Source organism: Paraburkholderia sp. RL17-381-BIF-C (genome assembly GCF_046026435.1).
Classification (GTDB): Bacteria; Pseudomonadota; Gammaproteobacteria; order Burkholderiales; family Burkholderiaceae; genus Paraburkholderia.
In genome coordinates this window covers 13,228-34,843 of record NZ_JARESX010000071.1, presented here as the reverse complement: position 1 = coordinate 34,843, position 21,616 = coordinate 13,228, and the positions used below count along the sequence as shown (strand labels likewise).

16 protein-coding genes and 2 pseudogenes are annotated in these 21,616 nt (G+C 54.6%); 9 read left to right on the top strand and 9 right to left on the bottom strand.

From position 1 onward, the window contains the following. The 9 genes and pseudogenes from P0D70_RS29935 to P0D70_RS29895 form a co-directional block, all read right to left on the bottom strand. A pseudogene (locus tag P0D70_RS29935) lies at positions 1–171 on the bottom strand (NAD(P)(+) transhydrogenase (Re/Si-specific) subunit alpha); the annotation flags it as partial. Positions 172–304: 133 nt separating this feature from the next. Continuing rightward, positions 305–2,092 carry an acyl-CoA dehydrogenase gene (locus P0D70_RS29930; RefSeq protein WP_408187128.1) on the bottom strand — a complete coding sequence of 596 codons (1,788 nt, stop codon included), beginning with the start codon at positions 2,090–2,092 and terminating at the stop codon, positions 305–307. 75 nt (positions 2,093–2,167) lie between these two features. Further along, the gene (locus P0D70_RS29925) at positions 2,168–3,313 is read right to left on the bottom strand and encodes a thiolase family protein (RefSeq protein WP_408187127.1); all 1,146 of its coding nucleotides are present in this window, start codon (positions 3,311–3,313) and stop codon (positions 2,168–2,170) included. Between the two features lie 252 nt (positions 3,314–3,565). Further along, the gene (locus P0D70_RS29920; protein ID WP_408187126.1) at positions 3,566–5,593 is read right to left on the bottom strand and encodes an oxidoreductase; all 2,028 of its coding nucleotides are present in this window, start codon (positions 5,591–5,593) and stop codon (positions 3,566–3,568) included. Next, complete coding sequence (locus tag P0D70_RS29915; RefSeq protein WP_408187125.1) at positions 5,586–7,271, bottom strand: long-chain-fatty-acid--CoA ligase; 1,686 nt, start codon at positions 7,269–7,271, stop codon at positions 5,586–5,588. The genes P0D70_RS29920 and P0D70_RS29915 overlap by 8 nt, the downstream gene beginning before the upstream one ends. Positions 7,272–7,409: 138 nt before the next feature. Continuing rightward, positions 7,410–8,264 carry a 3-hydroxybutyryl-CoA dehydrogenase gene (locus P0D70_RS29910; RefSeq protein WP_408187124.1) on the bottom strand — a complete coding sequence of 285 codons (855 nt, stop codon included), beginning with the start codon at positions 8,262–8,264 and terminating at the stop codon, positions 7,410–7,412. A 663-nt stretch (positions 8,265–8,927) separates the two neighbouring features. Then, the gene (locus P0D70_RS29905) at positions 8,928–9,593 is read right to left on the bottom strand and encodes an EthD family reductase (protein ID WP_408187123.1); all 666 of its coding nucleotides are present in this window, start codon (positions 9,591–9,593) and stop codon (positions 8,928–8,930) included. A 65-nt stretch (positions 9,594–9,658) separates the two neighbouring features. After that, positions 9,659–9,904: a hypothetical protein gene (locus P0D70_RS29900; protein WP_408187122.1), complete on the bottom strand. Its 246-nt coding sequence runs from the start codon at positions 9,902–9,904 to the stop codon at positions 9,659–9,661. Positions 9,905–10,030: 126 nt separating this feature from the next. Next, the gene (locus P0D70_RS29895; RefSeq protein ID WP_408187121.1) at positions 10,031–11,698 is read right to left on the bottom strand and encodes a sigma-54 interaction domain-containing protein; all 1,668 of its coding nucleotides are present in this window, start codon (positions 11,696–11,698) and stop codon (positions 10,031–10,033) included. Positions 11,699–11,968: 270 nt separating this feature from the next. Here P0D70_RS29895 and P0D70_RS29890 point away from each other — a divergent pair, with 270 nt between their 5' ends. The 9 genes and pseudogenes from P0D70_RS29890 (at position 11,969) to P0D70_RS29850 (ending at position 21,616) form a co-directional block, all read left to right on the top strand. Next, positions 11,969–13,198 carry a CaiB/BaiF CoA transferase family protein gene (locus P0D70_RS29890; protein ID WP_408187120.1) on the top strand — a complete coding sequence of 410 codons (1,230 nt, stop codon included), beginning with the start codon at positions 11,969–11,971 and terminating at the stop codon, positions 13,196–13,198. Between the two features lie 12 nt (positions 13,199–13,210). Then, a complete protein-coding gene (locus P0D70_RS29885; RefSeq protein ID WP_408187130.1) occupies positions 13,211–13,990 on the top strand; it encodes an enoyl-CoA hydratase-related protein in 780 nt (259 codons plus the stop codon). 12 nt (positions 13,991–14,002) lie between these two features. Then, positions 14,003–15,685 (top strand): class I adenylate-forming enzyme family protein, encoded by a 1,683-nt coding sequence (locus tag P0D70_RS29880; RefSeq protein ID WP_408187119.1) that lies wholly within the window; start codon positions 14,003–14,005, stop codon positions 15,683–15,685. 2 nt (positions 15,686–15,687) lie between these two features. After that, a complete protein-coding gene (locus tag P0D70_RS29875; RefSeq protein WP_408187118.1) occupies positions 15,688–16,476 on the top strand; it encodes an enoyl-CoA hydratase/isomerase family protein in 789 nt (262 codons plus the stop codon). Further along, positions 16,469–17,224 carry an SDR family NAD(P)-dependent oxidoreductase gene (locus P0D70_RS29870; protein ID WP_408187117.1) on the top strand — a complete coding sequence of 252 codons (756 nt, stop codon included), beginning with the start codon at positions 16,469–16,471 and terminating at the stop codon, positions 17,222–17,224. The genes P0D70_RS29875 and P0D70_RS29870 overlap by 8 nt, the downstream gene beginning before the upstream one ends. 19 nt (positions 17,225–17,243) lie before the next feature. After that, positions 17,244–18,410, top strand: coding sequence for an acyl-CoA dehydrogenase family protein (locus tag P0D70_RS29865; protein WP_408187115.1), 1,167 nt, complete (start codon positions 17,244–17,246; stop codon positions 18,408–18,410). An 8-nt stretch (positions 18,411–18,418) separates the two neighbouring features. Then, positions 18,419–19,294, top strand: coding sequence for a 3-hydroxyacyl-CoA dehydrogenase family protein (locus P0D70_RS29860; protein ID WP_408187113.1), 876 nt, complete (start codon positions 18,419–18,421; stop codon positions 19,292–19,294). Between the two features lie 2 nt (positions 19,295–19,296). Next, positions 19,297–19,947: a 3-hydroxyacyl-CoA dehydrogenase family protein gene (locus P0D70_RS29855; RefSeq protein WP_408187110.1), complete on the top strand. Its 651-nt coding sequence runs from the start codon at positions 19,297–19,299 to the stop codon at positions 19,945–19,947. A 117-nt stretch (positions 19,948–20,064) separates the two neighbouring features. Then, a pseudogene (locus P0D70_RS29850) lies at positions 20,065–21,616 on the top strand (3-hydroxyacyl-CoA dehydrogenase).

The window sequence follows — 21,616 nt, the reverse complement described above, 5'->3', positions numbered from 1 at the left end:
ACCAGCTTTCTGGTAGTCATCATCTGAAAACGTGGCCTTCACGCCCGCCTGTGAAGCTACTCTTACTGTAAGTCCACGTTCGATGAGGCGTTTGACCACCTCGGGTGTGAGCGCCACACGATCTTCGCCCATGTGCCGCTCAATTGGCACTCCAACATCGTTTGTCTCCATGATTGCTTTTTGCGAATATGAGTTAAAGTTTTAAAAACCGGTGGCTTTCGACGCAAACTCGCGAACGCAAAGACGCGATGGTTGATCAGGCGACCTTGGGCTCATTTCGTGGAAACAGAGTTTGCGCGACAAACTACAGCGCGGTCTCGTCGAAACCGGTGACGCCGTTGCCCCCTTTCAGGAGCGTCTGCGCGTTCAGGTCCGCCTGTGGAACAACGTGGCAGAAGTAGAATGCAGTCAGCTCGATTATTCCCCGTAGATAGCTTGCATCGTCTGCCTCAGTCTTCAGAAGACGATACGCTACCGACGACGCTCGGGTTAGCTGCCATGCACCGCAGATTATCCCTACCATGCGAAGCAAAGCGACCGCGCCCGATAAAACATCCGATACTGAAATCTCGGCGCGCTCGATCACCCAATCCCGGCAACGCTCGAGCAGGAATACCAAACGTTCCAATTCATCTGAAAACGGTAAGTCTGGGATTTGCTGCCGGCATTCGACCGCCGCAATGCGGCACTCCTCAATTAGAATGCCAAGGCTCGCACCCTTGTCGCGGATAATTTTCCGCAACACAAGGTCGTTTGCCTGTATGCCCGTCGTACCCTCGTAGATACTTGTGATCCTGACATCGCGAAGTATCTGAGCCGCGCCCGTTTCTTCGATGAATCCCATGCCACCATGAATCTGAATACCGAGCTGTGCGACCTCGATTCCGATTTCCGAACCCCAACCCTTCACAACCGGCATCAAAAGTTCAACCAGGGCACTATGCTTTTGTGACACGCAGGCGTCAGGATGACCGTTTGCAATGTCGAAGCTGGCTGCTGCCGTATACACCAGCATTCGACTTGCCATCACGTACGCGCGCATCAGCAACAGCATTCTTTTTACGTCTGGATGCCGGGCGATCGGGACGTTTTGCTCACCCGTAACCGGGTCGCGTCCCTGGCGCCGCTCTTTTGAGTATTCAAGCGCTTTCTGGAATGCTTTTTCAGCCTGTGCTATGCCCTGCAGACCGACGTTGAAACGACTTTCGTTGACTACCGTGAACATGTACTCGAGACCACGACCCGCCACTCCCACAAGAAATCCCACGGCACCATCTTCATCACCGTAGCTCATGGTGCAGGTTGGGCTGCCGCGTATTCCCAATTTGTGCTCAATGGCGATGCATTTCATGTCGTTCAGGCTACCCAACGAACCATGCGATGCCGGAAGATATTTGGGGACGACGAACATTGATACGCCGCGAACGCCTTGAGGTGCTCCGTCAATCCGAGCCAGGACAAGATGCACGACATTTTCAGCAAGATCATGATCGCCATAGGTGATAAATATCTTTTGGCCAAAAAGACGATAGGTACCGTCTGGCTGAATTTCAGCACGCGTTTTGATTGCGCCCAGGTCCGACCCTGCACTCGGTTCGGTGAGGTCCATTGTGGCCGTCCACTCACCACTTGCCATGCGAGGAAGGTACATTTCCTTGATTTCCTGACTCGCGGCATGGTCGAGCGCCTGGACAGAACCAACAGCCATGGGCGGCATCAACGAAAAAGCCATATTCGCCGAGAACCACATTTCGGTTACGGGAGCCGCGAGAACTTTAGGAAGCCCTTGGCCGCCATAAACGACGGGCATCGAAAAACTTGCCCATCCGGCGTCACAGAAGGCCTTATAGGCGTTTTTCCAGCCTGTCGGGGTGCGTACCTGACCGTCGTGCAAAGCGCAGCCTTCACGATCCCCGATTTCGTCGAGCGGTGCCAGCACCTCCGTAGCAAACCTTCCTGCCTGGTCGAGGATCGCCACAAGCAACTCATCGTTCACCTCTTCAAAGGCTGGGAGATGTTTGATTGCGTCACCAGCGATTACTTCTCGAAGGATGAACCTCATGTCGCGCCACGGCGCAGTATATTCGCTCATCTTTGCTGTTTCAGATTAATTGGAGGGGCTCGCGCGGTTTCCTGATCACGGAATATGTACCGCCGCGCGATCGGCTCAGTGGCTGGGAAGCCGAAGTACCATTGCGATACCCATTCCACCCCCGATACATTGGGTGGCTAACGCGAAGTTACCTTCTCCCCGCTGTAACCGCATCGAAGCCTTGCCGACCAACCGTCCGCCGGTTGCCCCCAACGGATGTCCTATCGCGATACCACCGCCGTCCGCATTAAGCTTGTCTTCGGGAATCTGAAGTTCGCGGCGGCAAGCCTCTGCCTGGGCGGCGAACGCCTCGTTCATTTCGACCACGTCAATGTCATCGATCGTAAGGCCAGCCCGACTGAGCGCCTTCCGGCTGGCAGAAACCGGGCCAATTCCCATGACATCGGCAGGACATCCAGCAACCGCAAAGCTGACCACCTCTGACAGCGGCTTTAGCCCATGTTTGACTGCAAACTGTTCTGAGCATACGAACAGCGCGGTCGCGCCATCGGTCATTGGCGAGCTAGACCCCGCGGTCACAGTGCCCCCTTCCAGAAAAACGGGCTTCAGTTCCGCCAATTTGGCCAACGGCGACTCTCGTGGACAACCGTCCTGCGTAACGACAGCGTCACCAACCCTGATCGCCGTCAGCTCGCTGACAAATCGACCCGCCGCCCGCGCGGCAAGTGCTTTTGCGTGGCTGGCCGCACTGAAACGGTCCTGGTCCGCACGTGACACACCGTAGAGTTGAGCGACACGTTCAGCGGTCAGACCAACCTTCATATAATCGTCGATCTGCTGCTGTGTCCAATTGTCTGGTGGAGAAATGTTGAAGCCGTACATGGGAACACGACTCATAGACTCCACACCGCCGCAGATGAATGCTTCGCCGGCATTTGTCGCGATCATCCCCGCTGCATCCTGAATTGACTGCAGCGCAGATCCGCACCAGCGATTCACGGTCACGCCTGATACTGAATCCGGGAGCCCCGCAAGCATCGACACGATTCGCCCGATGTTAAGGCCCTGTTCTCCTTCCGGATAAGCGCAACCCCAAATCAGGTCTTCGATCTCTGCGACCGGCACATTAACCTGCTTCAGCAGTGCCTGTATCACCTGAGCACTAAGTTCATCCGGACGGATCGATGCGAGTGCACCCTTTTTAGCCGGCGTGAACGGGGAGCGGACGTATCCGGCGATCACTGTCTTCCTTACTTCCATGATTTTTACCCTGATAGTGTATTTAGATCTACGCGCGGTGATCTATATCTCGGTTGGCGATTGATAAAGTTATCGCCATCACGAGTGCACGCGCGGAGGACGGTGCATCTCTCGTTTGGATGCTCCCCACGCGCCCAGCACGATTTTCATAAACGAGTTTCCAGCCGGCGTCAGAATCCGCGTAAAAGCTTCTCTCACGAGAAGCCATCGCTCGGGCTAACACCCGACTTATCGCGGCAAGCGCAGCCAATCTCAGAGAGTGCACGCAAGACGAGTACCTTCGTCAATGGCCCTCTTTGCATCTAACTCCGACGCGAAACGCGCCCCGCCGATCAGGTCTGATTGAATACCTAAATTCTGGAGAGATTCCGCCAACGACTGCTCCGGATCCTGACCCGCACATAGGACAACTGTATCAACGGGAAGCAGGCGGTTATCACCATCAACGCTGTAGTGAAGGCCCTCCTCGTCTATCCTGTGATAGGTGCAACCGATCAATGTGGCTACGCCCCGCTTGTTCAGCTTGGCGCGATGGATCCACCCGGTGCTCTTCCCAAGCCGCTTTGACGGTTTCCCAAATGTCCGCTGCAGCAATGTCACCGTCCGCACAGCCCTGCGCTCGGCTGGCGCGCACAAGCCGCCCCTATCGGAGATAGTCTGGTCTACGCCCCAAGTACTGAAAAATTCATCAGCAGACTGTTCGCCTTGGTGCGGCGCTGTGAGCAATTCCGCGACATCGTGACCAATTCCTCCAGTGCCAATGATTGCGACCCGATCCCCGACCTCGACCCGGCCAAGAATCACGTCCAGATAACTGACTACCTTGGGACTATCTATGCCGTCGATCTCCGGCGTTCTCGGCCGGATGCCTGTGGCGACAACAACCCGGTCGAAATTATCACGTTTCAGTGATTCAGCTTCAGCACGTACGCCAAGCTTCACGAGGGTTCCACTTTTCTCCAGCCGCTTTCTGAAATAGCGAATGAGCTCGGAAAACTCCTGCTCCTTTCCTGGAATTCGACGAGCTACGTTGAGCTGACCGCCAATGTCATCGGCTGATTCAAACAAAGTTACAGCATGCCCCCTTTCTGCGGCAGTCGCTGCGCATGCGAGTCCAGCAGGGCCCGACCCGATGACGGCAACCTTCCGACGAACGGATGCGGGTTCGATATTCAAGTCGGTTTCATGGCAGGCTCTCGGATTTACCAGGCAAGTAGCAAGTCGATCCGTGAAAATGTGATCTAGACACGCCTGATTGCAACCGATGCATGTGTTTATCTCGTCGGTTCTTCCGCTTTGCGCTTTGACAACGAATTCGGGGTCCGCGAGAAATGGACGGGCCATTGAGACCATGTCCGCATCGCCCCTTTCCAGCAGGCCCTCCGCGACCGCGGGCATGTTGATGCGGTTCGATGCGACCACCGGGATCGTCACCACCTGCTTGAGACGTCGCGCTGCAAACGCAAAGGCTGCCCGTGGCACGGAAGTCGCGATGGTAGGCACAATCGATTCGTGCCAACCCACTCCAATATCCAATAAATCGACGCCGGCCTGCTCCAAAGCTTTCGCGTACAGGTCGATCTCCTCACCCGTCAAGCCTCCCTCGACGAGGTCGATTGCGGAAATCCGAAAGATGATTGGAAATTCCTTGCCAAGTCGAGCTCTCGTCCGACGAACAATCTCGAGTGGAAACCGGATGCGATTTTCCAGACTTCCGCCCCATTCATCCTCGCGCTGATTTGTTCGCGGCGCTGTGAACTGGCAGATCAGATATCCTTCTGATCCCATTAGCTCAATAGCGTCATAACCCGCCTCACGTGCCAGTTCCGCGCAACGAACAAAGTCGTCGACGGTTTTGTCGACTTCGTCTGAGCTTAATTGCCGCGGAACGCGGTGATTGATGGGAGAGGGGGTATCACCAGGTCCGACGATCTCTGGATGCTTAGCGTAGATCCCCGTATGCAAGATCTGTAAAGCAATCTTTCCGCCTTCCGCATGAACCGCATCGATGATAGATTTGTGCTCAGCAGTGTCAGCTTGTGACTCCAATACGTGAGCACCCTCCTCAACCCGACCTTCGAAGTTGGGTGATACGCCGCCAGTGATAATCAGACCGACGCCGCCTCGTGCGCGCTCGCGATAGAACGCTGCGAGTTTCGTCTCAGCATCCGGCTCGTTTTCCAAGCGCGTGTGAATCGAACCCATGATGACACGGTTCTTCAGGGTCGTTCCTCCGATTGAAATCGGAGAAAACAGACGGGGGTAATGTTCGTTAGGCATTCGCTTTACCTTTCGTCGCGGCAATATTGGCTTCGTGCTCTGGCCCGCTCCGCAGTTGGTCCGCATCCACGAGATGTCTCTCGTATTCCGCACGAAGCACTTTTTTATTGAGCTTTCCCGTGGATGTATGAGGCAAAGAATCGACAAAAACGATGTCGTCGGGCATCCACCATTTCGCGATTTTCGAACTCAAAAACTCCAGTAGAGCTTCCTTGGTGATGACCGTTCCGGTTTTTCTTACTGCAATCACAATCGGGCGCTCATCCCATTTAGGGTGAATGACGCCAACGACGGCCGCCTCATGGATTTCCGGGTGGTCCATCACAAAATTTTCAAGGTCGATTGAAGATATCCATTCGCCACCCGACTTCACCAGGTCTTTCGCACGATCCGTAATCTTGACATAGCCATATTGATCGATGGTTGCGATATCGCCGGTGTCAAAGAACCCATTTTTATCTAGGGAGTCATGTGCCGCACCCAGGTACCGACGTGCAACGCAGGGGCCGCGCGCTTTCAATCGCCCCGACGTCCTTCCGTCCCACGGCAACTGCTCATCCTCGTCATCGTAAATCTGCATTTCGACCAGGAACGGCACGCGTCCCTGTTTCTGCAGCATCTCGCTCAGGGCCTCTCCTGTTAGCAAAGCCGTCTCGGGTACATGTGATCCGATGGCAGCCATTGGGCCCATCTCAGTCATTCCAAAGGCGGATCGTACCTCGACGTTAAAACGTCTGAACGCTTCCATCATGAATCGTGGACACGGAGATCCGCCGATATACAATCGCTTCAACGCCGTGAGGCTCTGACCTTGTTCAGCCAGATAAGTCAACACGCTCTGCCAGACCGTCGGGACGCCCCCCGTGCAAGTTACTTTTTCCTCCGTCATGAGTTGACTAAGCGACGCACCGTCCATCTGTGCACCCGGAAGAATGAGGCCCGCCCCCGCCATCGGTGCCGAGAATGGCCACGTCCAGCCGTTTGCGTGGAACATGGGCACAACCTGCAAGACGACATCATTCGAACCGAACCCGTACATGTCAGGAGAGTTCGCTGCCAACGACATGAGGACAATAGACCGATGCGAATAAAGGACCCCCTTTGGCTGACCAGTGGTCCCCGAGGTATAGGCCAGCCCAGCGGCAAGGTCTTCTTCAAAATCTGGCCACGCGTAGTCCGCGTTCACTTCCGCCAGCCAGTCCTCGTACGCGATCACGCCACGCAAGCTGCTCTCGGGCAATTTCTCCCCGTCTGTCAAGACGACGAAACGTTCCACCGACGGAATCCGATCCTGCAGCGATTCGGCTAGCGTGACGAAGCTCGCATCGACGAACACGATCCGGTCTTTTGCATCGTTAATAATGAAGGCAATCTGCTCCGCAAAGAGGCGGGGATTTATTGGGTGATACACCGCCCCTGTTCCCGCAATGCCGTACCAACATTCCAGGTGATCAGATGTACTCCACGCGATGGTAGCAATCCGATCTCCAGGAACTATTCCTTCACGTAAGAGGCTTTGCGAAACGCGCAAGGAGCGACTGTAGATCTCCGAGTAATTCGTGACCTTAAGACTACCATTTGCCGCTCGGGAAACAACACGGCGCGGCCCATGCTGACGCGCCGCATACTCCATGATGCGGTGGCACAAAAGTGGCCACTCCTGCATCAAACCATTCATTACTGTCTCCTTTCCTGCAGGCATCAATTTAATTATGCCTACTTTGCTGACTTAGAAATGCAGTCGCGATAGGCTCGCGACACCCGTCCCTCGTTCGACTACCTTGCGCAATCGCAATTGCCGGGCAAACCCACGAGATCAGGAAGCGTACCGATAGAACCCCTGGCCCGTCTTGCGCCCGAGGTGCCCCGCATCAACCATCTCTTTCAGCAGACGCGCGGGCCTATATTTCGGCTCGTTAAATTCTTCGTGAAAGACATTCATGACCGACAGAAAGGTGTCCAATCCAACCAGGTCCGCCAGTGCTAGCGGTCCGATGGGATGATTCGCACCTAACTTCATGCCTTCGTCGATTTCCTCCTTTGAGGCCAGGCCTTCCTGAAGGACAAAGATAGCTTCGTTGATCATCGGGCAAAGGATTCTATTAACTACGAATCCCGGCGCATTGTTCACTGCGATTGCAACTTTCCCGAGGCTCTGAGCGAGTCCTCGCGTTGCCTCAAAACTGACTTCGTCTGTCTGAAATCCCCGGATTACCTCAACAAGCGACATCAATGGAACCGGGTTGAAAAAATGCATACCGACAAACCGCCGGGGATTTTTAAGAGACCGCGCTAGTCTTGTTATGGAGATGGAAGACGTGTTGCTGGCTATAATGCAGTTCGATGACACCACAGCCTCGAGACCGCGGATGATCTCCGATTTGATCTTAAAGTCCTCAGACGCGGCCTCTATAAGAAAGTCCACGTCCTTAAGAGCGGCGGTATCGACAGACCCAGAAATCCGGCCCAGGATTGAAGCCTTGCCGACTTCGGTGAGCTTTTCCTTTGCGACCAAACGAGAGAGACTCGAATCAATCGAGGCAATCCCCTTCTGAATTGCCGCATCGTTGATGTCGTGGATGACAACCTTTATGCTGGCGGCCGCACATACTTGCGCGATTCCGCTTCCCATCAGACCTGCCCCCACTACGCCTACTGTCGCAATGCTCATCTTTTACGTCTCCATCTCGTTAAATACGCTTCGTGGCCGTTTGCACTAATGGTTTCGACCACAAATCTCGTTCGGGTCTTCCACAGTCGCAAGATGTGGGCCAATCAACATCTGGTGCAAGAATGCCTTGTCTTGACGGATACTTTGAAATACTCAGCGTTCTGAGTGTTTTCTGCCTCTGCTCGCAGTCTCCTGAAACAACACTGTGTATTTAGAAAAGACAGTCAAAGACCTCATGTCGTCAGTCATGGAATCAGAACCGCACACAACTATGATTGTCAGACGTCCCGATACGAACTGGACCGACATAAAACCCTCGTATAAAGACATTCATTGGAAGGCAATCTTCAAATGACGAAGCCTCACGAGCGGAAATCGGCACGCATCAATTGACTTCGTTCGGAAGAAGATTCGAGCCAACGTGGGAACTCGGACGCCCTTTGAGCGCATACTCCGCGGCGGAGCGGAAGATCGACTTGTCAGGTAGATCGTTGGCGTTCTTTCCGAACAGGCGGCTTTCTCGTCCCTCCGTGCTGGCCCCGGAACATCTGACACGCCTCGATTAAACGGCGGTCCGCTCTAATCGGGCAGGAAGATACGCGAACTTTCCAGGCCGCCCGGCGATAGGGTTGCAAACCGTCGTAAAAAAGGCGAATAAGGCGATTATCGAGCCGTAGGAAGCACCTGGACTACTTCGACAAGCCACGCGGCGCCTCGAGTCACGCAGCTATCAGCAACATCCCGCCAGCGGTCCGACTTGAATTGAGCTGTTACATTCACGTCAGAATCAAACCATAGTGTGGCGAAGACAGTTGGTGGACTACTTTCGAAGCCGAGAGTATCGCGATGAAAAGTGCTCTTCACCTGCTCTACAGAAAAATCTGTGCACGCTGTGCACCGGATCGCTGACACGAAAATGTCCATGGCGGACTTGTCGGTAGACAAAACACACGCCACCCAAACCTTCTGTTTCTGACTCCAGGTGTGCCGACCTCGGGGGTTCACACGACATAAGGTGATAGCACCGATAAACTTTGCCTCATCCCCCAGGAGCGCTTTCTGGGCCGCATCGGATGACGTCGAAGCCGCAGCGGTCTTTTCAAATTCGAGTTCAGCCACGCCGTCGAACGAAAAAGCAGGCTCGTCAGTCGAAACGGCCCAAAGCGGCTCTATCATTCGATTTTGTGTATAACGGGACAGTCCTGGAAGCGTACTTGCAAGTTCAGCATGTGGGCCTCCCCAGTAACTAAAGAAAGCGTCCAACTCCATGTTGCCTTGCCGCTGCAACAACACGACTCGTTTGGTTGCAGCTGTATGACCTTCGCTCATTGATCTAACGATTTTGTGGTGTAGAGCTATCGAAGTTGAACCCTGCGCCCAAAGGGTAATGACAGTTAATTTACCTTGCGGCGCGCACCCGATAGAAAGCGATCACGCGCCATTCGAATGGCCATGTCAAAGTCCTGCTCTGTTGACAAATGCTTGTGGTCGACACTGACAAGCCAGCCATGCGGGGATTTGCACCAGCGGATCCGGCTATCGTCATAAAGCATGGAGAACCATCTCCACAGAGAGGCATCATCTTCATTGGCCATCTTCGCGGCCACAAATCTCTTGTATTCGTATGCGGTTGTTGACATGTTGAATTACCTCGACCTCAAATTTCGATGACGCGAAGTTGCGCGGTTCAACACAGGAAAGCGACGATCGTGCCAGCAATCCGAGCATCGTGTTGACCCGGAACACACTTGCAATTCGTCAGGAGTCTAATCGTCGCCCGGTACATCGCTCATTTCGCCGAGACGCTTGTACAGGTACGACCGGGAAATGCCCAACTGCTCAGCGACTCGCTTTTTGTTGCCTCCGGTACGCTTCATCGCATCGGCAATGAGTTCGATCTCCACGCGCCCGCGCGCCTCGCGTATGTCCTGGCGGGCCTTGAGCGAAGGCACGCTGCGCTGAGTCTCACCAGCTTGCGCCTCCTGCTGCTCAGCGCTCTCGAGACCTCCGAAGTCGTCTACCGAAAGCGTATTACTGTCACTAAAGATCGCCGCACGCTCAATGGCATGCTGCAATTGACGTATATTTCCCGGCCATGCTCTAGATTGGAGGAAATCCATCGCTTCGTCTGATACTGTTTTCTTAGACGCAGTGTGGCGTATCGCAAAAGCTTCGAGAAAGGTCTCGCTTAGCTCGGGAATGTCCTCGAGTCGTTCACGCAGCGGCGGCAGGCGTAGGGTAACGGCGCTAATACGATAAAAAAGATCTAGTCGGAATGCAGACTTGGCGATCATGTCCTTAAAATCTCGATTACTGGCGGTGATCAGGCGGAAATCGGAATGACGCGCTCGATCTCCCCCGATCCGCTCGAAGTGACCGTCCTGGAGCACGCGCAAAAGTTTCACTTGCATATCGACTGGCGTGTCGCCAATCTCATCCAGGAAGAGCGTCCCTGAGTCAGCTGACTCGAATTTACCCTTACGCCCTTTCCGGTCCGCCCCCGTGAACGCCCCGGCTTCATAACCGAAAAGCTCACTCTCTACAAGATTCGACGGCATCGCGGCCGAATTGACGAGCACTAACGGTTTGTCACTTCTTGGACTAAGCATGTGTATGGCATGCGCTACCAACTCTTTTCCTGTGCCGCTCTCTCCCGCCAGCAGCACCGGGACATCAAGTGGCGCGACCCGAAGTATGTCTTCCTTGAGTCGATGAACAGCCTCGCTTGTTCCTACTATCTGCTCCAAACCAAACGCGCGATTGCGAATACCCGATAATTCCCGCTTATAAAAATCCCTCTCCTGGCGCACCTGTGCGAGCTCTGTCGTGAGTTCCCGGATAGAGTCGGGTCCTTTGAACATCACTTGACCTATGGCAGCGATCACTCGCTTATTTCGATCAAAGATGGGAACTCGCGTAACGACCCGCATGACTCCGTGCATTTCCTGCAGTTGCCCGACTTGAGCTTTGCCGGTCTTAACCACTTCATGAAGATTAGTGTTTTCGACCACTGACGTTACATCGCGACCGATCGCCTCGCCATGCTTCAGCCCAAAAAAACGCTCATGCACGGGGCTAATATACGTAATCCGTGCGTTGGCATCGACCACGACCATGGCCTCGTATGGATCTGTAATGAAATGACGCAGGATGTCTTCGGCAAATTCGACGCTGGCTAAAAACTCACTGAGTTCATCTGCCTCTCCACTTGCGAAGATGAGAAAACATATCGCATCGCCACCTGGAAAAGCCGCAACCGTAAGTGGGCGCTCAAAATCCGGCAAAGCAAACACCCGCCGCAACGTGTTTCTGTGGCGGTTCCTCCAGATTTGAGATAGGGAAGCAGCAATTAACTTGTCGCGTCCTAACCCGTTTGCGAAAATTTCTTTCTGGTCAACGTCGAGGACGAGGACTCCTTCCGATTCGCGTTTCATGTCTCCGCCAACTGATCTTGTCAAATGCACTCGAATGCTAATGTGTACGTGGCGAATACACAATGCCTGCGAGCATATCGCTCAAACTTATGATTTAACTTTGACGGGCAATAGTCGGCTTTGGAGACAGCCAGAGCCGAAACCCGTACAACCGGCCAAGGGAACGAGAGGACTCGTCGGTGCCAATCATAGCCAAAAGCAAATCTCATGCCGATCTTGCTGGCATAGCCCTTGCATTTCATGCGACGTATCGCAACCGGACTAGTCGCTATGGATGTCCTGAATACACTTCCAAAAATTACTGCTGGACAAGGCCTCGAATGTTTGAAAGGGGTGCGCGTACTCGACTTCACCACGTCAGTGGCCGGGCCCTACGGCAGCCTTCTTCTCGCCGACCTTGGCGCTGAAGTAATCAAGGTAGAAAAACGCCAGGGTGGAGACGACATCCGCACTTGGGGTCCGCCTTTTCTCGACGGTGAGTCGCTCTGGTTTCTCGGCATCAATCGGAACAAGATGAGTATGACGCTCGATTTAACTCGAGCTGAAGGCCGTGCGATCGCGCACGAACTCGTTCGACAATCCGACGTTGTACTGCTGAATTCGAATCGCCGCATTCAGGAAAAGCTCGGACTGGATTTTGAGACCCTTCACCCACTTCGACCGTCATTGATTCACGTTTCTGTCACTGGCTTCGGGCTTGACGGCGACCGCGCCGACCTGCCTTGCTATGACCTTATCGCGGAGGGCCATTCGGGAGTTATGCATCTCACTGGAGAGTCGGATCGGCCTCCACAGAAAGTTGGAACACCGGCCGCAGACCTTCTGGCTGGTCAAGATATCGCAATGGCAACCCTCGCGGCCTTGTTTGAGCGCCAACGCACTGGACAGGGCAAACAGATAGATATATCGATGGTGGCAACCGCAACGCGGTTCATGGCCCCTCGAATCGTGCCTTACCTTGGGTCGGGAGAGGCGCCTCACCGATCCGGAGGGACCGACTCCGTGATCGCGATCTACCAGGTGTTCGACACTGCCGACTTTCCGCTTACTCTTGGTCTTGGAAACGATGCTATCTGGCATCGCTTCTGGCAAGCGGTGGGAAAGCCCGACTTCGGTGGAAACCCTGATTTCAGGACGAATGCGAAACGTCGCGATCTTCGAGAAACGATTGTCGTTGAAATCGCGACGTTACTTCGTCAACAATCAAGGGGGCACTGGTTGAATCTGTTCGCTCAGCATCGGATACCCGCGGGCCCAATTAATAGCATAGAGCAACTGGCGGCCGACTCTTCGTTGCGGGACGACGGGATCATCTTCGCCGTCCCTGGCGCCGAGGGACTCGTGCCGCAGGTTGGGCTTGGCATCCGGTTTGATAAGAGCAGCGACGTATTCCGCTCAGCTCCGCCAGCCCTCGGGCAGGACACTGAGTGGATTCTCAAGGAGCGACTGTCGATGTCCGCGACATCCATCGCGGGGATGATTGACGCAGAAATTGTTTAAATGGGAAACAAGATGACGTACTCAGAGATCCTCTACGAAGAAGACGGGCCTATTGGCACAATAACCCTGAATCGTCCTGACGACGGGAACATGTTCACCGAAACGATGTGCCACGAAATTCGCGATTGCATTAACGACATTCGCCGCGAGACCCGAACCCGTGTCATCGTTATCACTGGTGCAGGTGACCGGTTCTTTTGCACGGGTGGTCGCAAGGACGGAATGCAGGACTCGACGCTGTATGCGGGCGTATTACCCACCCTTGAAATGTATGAGGGGATCGATCGTCTGCAAAAGCCGGTGATCGCTTCGGTCAACGGCTTTGCCGTCGGTGGTGGCAATGTGCTGCAGGTTGTCTGCGACCTGACGATTGCGAAAGAGTCGGCCGTCTTTAGACAAGTCGGGCCCATGGTGGGCAGCTTCGACGGTGGATACGGAACATGGTATCTGGAAGATATTGTCGGGAAAAAACGTGCGAAAGACATCTGGTTCCGTAACCCTAAAATCAGTGCTCAAGAAGCGCTCGAGATGGGCCTTGTCAATCGCGTGGTTCCCGACGATCAACTGAAGGCAGCAACTCGGGAATACGCCCTTGAAATCGCGGAACGCGGCGCATTTGCCTTGGCGTCCCTCAAGAGCGCATTCGTCGCCCGACATGGTGGAGTCGGCGGGCTTTCCCGAATGGCACATGATCTACTTCTGCGTGGGTACCTCGACTCCGACGAACACGATGAACTCGCTGCGGCATTCGCCGAACGCCGCAAACCCGATCCTGATAAATTCGGGCATTGAACGGTAAAAGTCATGCAGAACCTCCTCACTCTTCACAATCCGCAAACTGCCCGTGATTACTACCTTGCGGGCGTCTGGCAACAGGACACCCTGTACACGCTAGCGCGGCGTCACGCGCGCGAGCGGCCGACGTCTTGCGCCTTACGTGATGCCAACCTGCGGCTCACGTGGCGCGAGGTGGTGGACTGGGCAGATAGCGTCGCGGAAGCACTTCATCGCCGGGGCGTACGAGCTGGCGACCGCGTCGCGGTCTGGCTACCCAACGTCGTTCAATCAACCATTGTGTTTCTCGCCTGCTCTCGGAATGGCTTCGTGTGCTGCCCCTCGCTGCATATAAACCATACCGTGGACGAAGTGGCTACTTTGCTCACGCGCATTCAGGCTCGGGCGCTCTTCTGTATGAACGGATATGGGGCCGACGCGCAGGCCCATTCGATCTTCGAAAAGATTTCCAAGCTTCCCGCGCTTTCGGCCATTTTTGAAATGCCTGACGCGCTAACAAATATGGGGACGGTATCAGCATTTTCTTTACCGTTTCCTGACCGGCAACCGCCGTTGGTCCTGGCGAGTTCAAACCTCGACCCCGATAAGATTGTTTATCTCGCCTTTACATCAGGAACAACTGGCGACCCGAAAGGTGTTATGCACAGTGACAACACCCTGCTGGCGAATGGACGCGCTCTGGTCGAGGATTGGAATCATACGGCAGACACCACGCTCGTTACTCTCAGTCCTGTAAGTCACCACATTGCCACGGTGGCGATAGAACAGATGCTTGTCTCTGGCTTCGAACTGGTCTTGACAAACCCGGGCGGCGGAAAAAGTGGGCTTGACTGGATTTTAGACAGCGGTGCAACCTATGTGATGGGCGTTCCAACTCACGCGATGGACATCTTGCAGGCGATGCGCGATCGAAACCTCCGGTCGCTGGGCAACGTGCGCACATTTTATATGGCAGGTGCTCCAATTCCTAAAGAGGTCGCGCAAAGGTTCCTCGACTTGGATGTCACGCCGCAAAACGTCTATGGTATGACTGAGAACGGCTCTCACTGTTATACGGTACCGTCGGATTCTCAGGACACCGTTGTCTCCACCTGTGGCAAAGCTTGCCGTGGCTACGAAATAAAGCTTTGGAAACAGGACAACCCAGATGAGCCGGCTGAAGTCGGCGAGATTGGCGAAATTGGCGGACGTGGTGGGCTTTTGATGCTCGGCTACTTCAGCAATCAAATTGCGTCCGAAACGTCTTTCAACATACACGGTTGGTTTATGAGTGGCGACCTGGGCGCCATTGACGACTCAGGTTGTCTCAGGGTTGTTGGCCGCAAGAAGGACCTGATCATCCGCGGCGGACACAACATTCATCCCGCACATGTTGAAGAGTTTGCAATGCGGCATCCCCATGTCGAGCGAGCCGCGGCGTTTCCGGTTGCCGACAAGCGACTGGGAGAAAAACTCTGCCTGTCGGTGATAGTCAAAAAAAACGAACTGGTTACCTCCGAACAGATGTTCGCACACCTCGCCTCATGTGGTCTTTCAAAATACGATATGCCCGAATATTTTCTTCTTGTTGATAATTTTCCACTCACTCCCAGCGGAAAGGTCTTGAAGCGCAAGCTTGTTGAGATGACATCGCGTGGTGATTTGAAGCCACGGCCGGTTCGCTACGTCGCCCCGTCCGCACCAGGAGTCTGACCATGGCAATAGAACTCGAATTTTCTGGGCCATATGCCTTGCTTACTTTGAACCGCCCAGATGCGCTGAATGCGTTGCGGTTTAGCATGATTGACGACATCTCCCAGGCGCTCGACCGTGTTGAGGATTCGAACGCGCGCGCGCTTATCGTCACCGGCGCGGGTGATAAGGCTTTTTGCGCGGGCGCTGATATCAAGGAACTGATGGACCGCGACCTCACAGCCCACCGCAACGGCGTTTGGCTTGGACAGCGCACTTTTTCCAGATTTTCCACACTACGTATCCCATCAGTAGCGGTGCTTCATGGCTATGCTTTCGGTGGTGGTCTTGAGCTTGCGATGGCTTGCACGTTTCGGATTGCCACCGAAGGCGCCCGGATGGGACTTCCTGAAGTCAAACTAGGTCTCATTCCTGGATATGGCGGAACCCAGCGTTTATCAAGGCTCGTCGGTGAAGCACGGGCCACCGAACTCGTTATGTCTGGCCGAACTATCGATGCTGCTGACGCAGAGCGCTGGGGTTTAGTCAACCGCATAGTCAGGCCAAACGATACTGCATCGTCGCCGTCGCCAATCGAAATGGGGAAGATGTTTATGTCTGAATTCGTCGGATTCAGTTTATGTGCCTCACTGTTCGCTCGGGAGGCCGTCCAGCGTGGCGTGGTGACCACGATTGCCGAAGGACTCAACATCGAAGCGGATTTGTCGACACTGGCGTACTGCACTGCTGATGCTGCGGAAGGCATGCGCGCCTTCGCGGAGAAGCGAAAACCGGAGTTCAAAGATGCTTGACCAGGAACGCGGCATCGTAGTTGTTACTGGCGCGAGTCGAGGTATCGGCGCGTCAATTTCGCTTGACCTCGCGAGGAACGGTTTTCACGTCGCATGCCTTTCCCGTTCGGGCGAAATCCCCTCGACAGTGAACGAAGCCGATGAGCTTCGAGATCGGATTAGCGCTTTTCGTTGCGATATCACCAACGAGGCTTCAGTCGTCGAAGCACTCTCTGCTGTGTCGAAGTGGAGCACACAACGCATTGTTGGCCTCGTAAATAATGCAGGTCTTCACCTTCAAGGACCCTCTGCAGCCTTCCCAATTGGTGACTTCGATCGTGTAATGAGGACCAACGCAACATCGGTGCTCCTCGTCAGCCAAGCCGCGTATCCCTACCTGCAGGGCGCTGAAAACGCATTGATTGTGAACATTGGATCATTTTTCGACAAACTGGGTGTAAAGGGAAACGCTGCTTATTGTGCGTCCAAAGCAGCTGTGGGAGCGATTACTCGCTGTCTGGCAGTCGAATGGGCGCGCGATGGAATTCGCGTGATGAATGTTGCGCCCGGCTACATTGAAACCGATCTAAATCGGGACGAGTTAAATGATACCTCCCTTGGCGCATACCTTAAAAAACGAATTCCAACAGGCGGCCCGGGAGAGGTCAGTGACATTAGCAAGCTTGTATCGATGCTTTTTCATTCGCCACAACCTTATCTGACCGGTGAGACCCTGTATATCGACGGTGGCCAAGGCATAGTGCTCTAGGAAGTTTGAGGACATTTTGATGAATATCTTGCAGAAGCTTGACAGCAACCTCGCGTTGACGGACGACGAGCGCATGTTGCTGGATAGCGTATCAGATTTATGCCGAGAGCAAATTGCTCCGCGCGCGGCGGATTACGACCGCAGCGGGGCATTTCCGTGGGATAACGTCCGTGCAATCAATGAGCTCGGATTGAATGCCATGTTTATTCCGGAAGCCTATGGCGGGGCACAGCTCTCGTACTTGAGCTATCTCACATGTGTACGGGAGATTTCGAAGGCGTGCGCCTCTACTGGGATTATCTGGGCTACGAATTTTCACGCGGTTAAGCCACTTGTGGAATATGGCAACGACGAACAAAAAGCTCGCTTTCTGCCTCGCATTGCCGCAGGTGGACTTGCCTCGCTTGCCATCACCGAACCATCTGCCGGTTCAGATGCCACAGGCATGCGAACTACTTTTTCCGAAGATGGAGACGACATTGTCATCAATGGCGGAAAGACCTTCATCACGAATGGTGACGTCGCGAATCTTTACCTCTTGTTTGGAAAGTGGTCAGGCGTAGCAGATTCGAAAGCCGCCATTTCCGTGCTTGTTCTCGAAAAGGGCACTGAGGGGCTATCGGTGCTCGGAACCGAGCACAAGATGGGTACACGTGCCTCAAGCACGGCAACGCTAGCCTTCGAAAACTGCCGCGTGCCGCGGCAAAACCTTATCGGCAACCCGGGCGACGGGCTAAAGATTCTCTTTGGCTCACTCAATCGATCGCGCCCGAGTATTGCCGCGCACGCTCTCGGTATCGCTCGCGCGGCGTTCGAGGACGCAACCGAGTACATCAACGAGCGGCGTCAGTCAGGCAAGCGAATTCTCGAGTTTCAGGGGGTCCAGTTCATGCTTGCAGACATGGCTTCAGAATTACTGCTCTGCGAGTCCCTGTTGTGGAATATCGGTGCAATGGTAGATGCCGGGGTGACTGATTTCGGCGTCGAAGCGTCCGTGCTTAAACAACGAGCTAGCGATGCGGCCATGAAGGTGACGACGGACGCGGTTCAACTTTTTGGTGGATACGGGTATTGCAACGACTACCGCGTCGAACGTCTGATGCGGGACGCGAAGATCACCCAGATTTGGGAAGGTACGAATCAAGTCCATCGGCAACTGATTGGTCGAAGCTTTCTTACGAAATAGGTGAAGCAATGTCGAATATCAAAACCGTCGGAGTGGCGGGCGCGGGCACCATGGGTGCCGGCATCGCGATCGTGGCCGCAAGAGCAGGCTTTAAGACCCTGGTGTTCGATCAGCGCCAGGAGGCACTCGATCGAGCAAGAGAACAAACCTCCGCGTTTTTCACGAAATCCGAGGCACGCGGCAAGATACCTCCTGGCGCCGGAGCGCAAGCCATGGAGCTGTGGTCGGGCACGACCGAAATAGCGGACCTGGCCGCATGCGACATAGTCATTGAAGCGATTTTCGAAGACCTGGACACGAAGCATCAACTGTTTCAGAAGCTGAACGAGGTCTGCCACGAGAGCACGCTCTTCGCCTCCAACACGTCGACCATCTCCATTACCGAGATCGCCGGTGGGTCGGGTCGGCCGGATCGCTTCGTGGGTATGCACTTTTGCCTTCCCGCCCAGCTGATGAAGCTGGTCGAAATGTCGCCAGGCATGAGTACGTCCCAACAGTCATTTGACCACGCGTGGGCGTTTGCCGAGGCCTTGGGGCAACGACCTGTGAGGACGCAGGACACGCCAGGTTTTATCCTGAACTATTTTTTGATCCCGTTCAATAACGACGCCATCCGACTTGTTGAACAAGGTGTAGCAGACGCCGCGGATATTGATCTTGCTATCAAAACAGCACTGGGATATCCCATGGGTCCATTGGAACTTCTGGACCTGGTTGGCATGGACACCCAAAAGCTGCTTTGCGAGGCTATGTATGGCCTTACTCACGAGCCGCGGGCCGCCTGCCCCCCGCTCGTTCGTCGCATGATTGCGGCGGGACGGCTTGGCAGGAAGACAGGACATGGCTTCCATGTGTACAGCGACACAAAAATGTTCGGAGCTTGACAATGAGTTATGAAATCGTTCAATCTGGCCAAAGCAGATCGTTTCCCGCGGCCCATGACTTTACACGAGGCGCGATAGCGGGCGGAGAAGGTCTTTACTATCTCGGCACGGGGGCCGGGCAGGCTTATGCAAAGGGAACCGAGCACCAGACACGCGTGTTTGTCGCCGTCGAACTTGACACGGAATGCTTAGGTTCACACACTGGCGAAGAAAGCGGTCTTGAGGGCTCGAATGTAGTCGGGTTCGCGCGCTATCGACTAGGCAACGGAGAGCCGACCTCGCTTGTCGAATTGGTGAAACAGCCCAACACGAGCTCAGAAGCGCTGGAGGCAGCAAAATCCGCCTTTGAGGCTGCCAATCTCAAGGTAGCGATTTGCCACGACTTTCCCGGCCGCATTGTCGACCGACTAGTTCGCCCCTACTTCAATGCCGCACTAAGACGTCTGGATGAAAAGCTGGCGAGCGCCGCGGACCTCGACAAAACTTTGTGTCTCGGACTCGGTTATCCAGAAGGGCCCATTGCTCTGCTGGAGCGAACAGGTCTTGCCGATCACTTCCGGGTAACGCGAGCGCTGTTCGAATCCCTTGGCCAAGAGGCGTATTCGCCCGCGCGCCGCGCAGTCGTCGCCGCCGAACGTGCCCGAAACGCATAGGCCAGGACTCGGCTCATCGTCGCGCTATCAGCGTTCTTCATTTCGAGGGGCGCGAGCGACGAGCCGGCTCGACGAGTCATGCCCTGTCGCAATCCAGGCAAATAGCACCGAGTTATCATGCAAGCGTTAAATCAAAAGCACGTTCCAATCAACCGGGTTGGAATCGTTGGCGCCGGCGCGATGGGACGCGGTATCGCTCAAATCTGCGCACAGGCAGGCGTACATGTGTTCCTTTTTGATGCGAATCCGGAATCAGCCCATCAAGCGTCTCAGTCAATCCTAAATATTCTCACTACCCTTGCTGACAAGGGAAAGCTGTCGAAGGCTGGGGCTGATTCCGCATTCGCGCATCTGCACGTGTGCAGTTCCCTTGACGAGCTGGCGGACTGTAACCTGGTCATCGAGGCAATCGCCGAGCGGCTGGAGCCCAAGCGGGAGCTCGTCGAAAAGCTCGAAGCCATTCTGCCGGCCATGCGGTCATCGCATCAAACTCCTCCTCGCTGTCGATTACCGCGATTGCTTCCGGCGCGAAGTATCCGCAGCGAATAGCTGGCTATCACTTTTTCAACCCTATCCCGTTGATGACAGTGGTGGAAATCATTGATGCCATATCAACCGACCCAGCCGTCAGCGATTCCCTATCGGAGTTTGCACATCGCCTGGGACATAAGCCTGTGCGATGCAAAGACATGCCCGGATTCATCGTGAATCATGCAGGTCGCGGTATGAACATTGAGGGTCTAAAAATCGCACAAGAAGGGGTTGCCGACTTGGCAGACATCGATGACATCATGCGCGAACAGGGGGGCTTTCGGATGGGCCCGTTCGAACTGCTCGACCTGACTGGGTTAGACGTATCGCACCCAGTGATGGAGACGATCTACCGGCAGTTCTACGATGAGCCTCGGTTCCGACCCTCACCTATCACCGCGCTGCGCTCGCTCGGCGGAATGTTGGGACGCAAGTCCGGGACGGGGTTTTATCGCTATATTGATGGAAGGAAGGAAGTTAAACCAGCTGTTACGTCGCTACGCACACGTCCTAAAAGTATTTTGGTCAGTCGGGCGAACCAGCGCGGGCATAGTATGGTATTGAACCTGCTGCAGATTCTGGGCGTGAGTCCAGAAATAGGCAAACGCCCTACGGATAATGCCTTAATTATCGTGACTCCCATTGGCAAAGACGCTTCGGCGTGTGCAACCGAAGAGAATCTAGACCCTACCCGTGTGTGATCGGCATCGATACGCTATTGCCGTTTAAAGATACAAAACGCCGCACAATCATGACAACACCGGTGACCTCAGATGAAACGGCTGAAGCTGCGCACGGGTTATTTTCCGGCGACGGAATTCCTGTTACACGGATACGTGATTCAGCAGGTTTCGTCGTACAACGCGTCATTTGTGCAATCGTAAATATCGCAAGCAACATCGCTCAACAAGCAATTGCCACACCTGAAGACATTGATACCGCAGTTCGACTTGGTCTAGGCTACCCACGGGGACCATTGGCGCTGGGTGACTTCATTGGGCCGGCCTTATTGTTGGAAGCCCTGAAGAACATGCAAAGCCTGAGCGGAGACCCAAGATATCGTCCGAGTCCGTGGCTCAGGCGTCGGGCCGGGTTAGGAGTGTCTCTCCTGATTGAGGAACCGCGGACGCATGTGTGA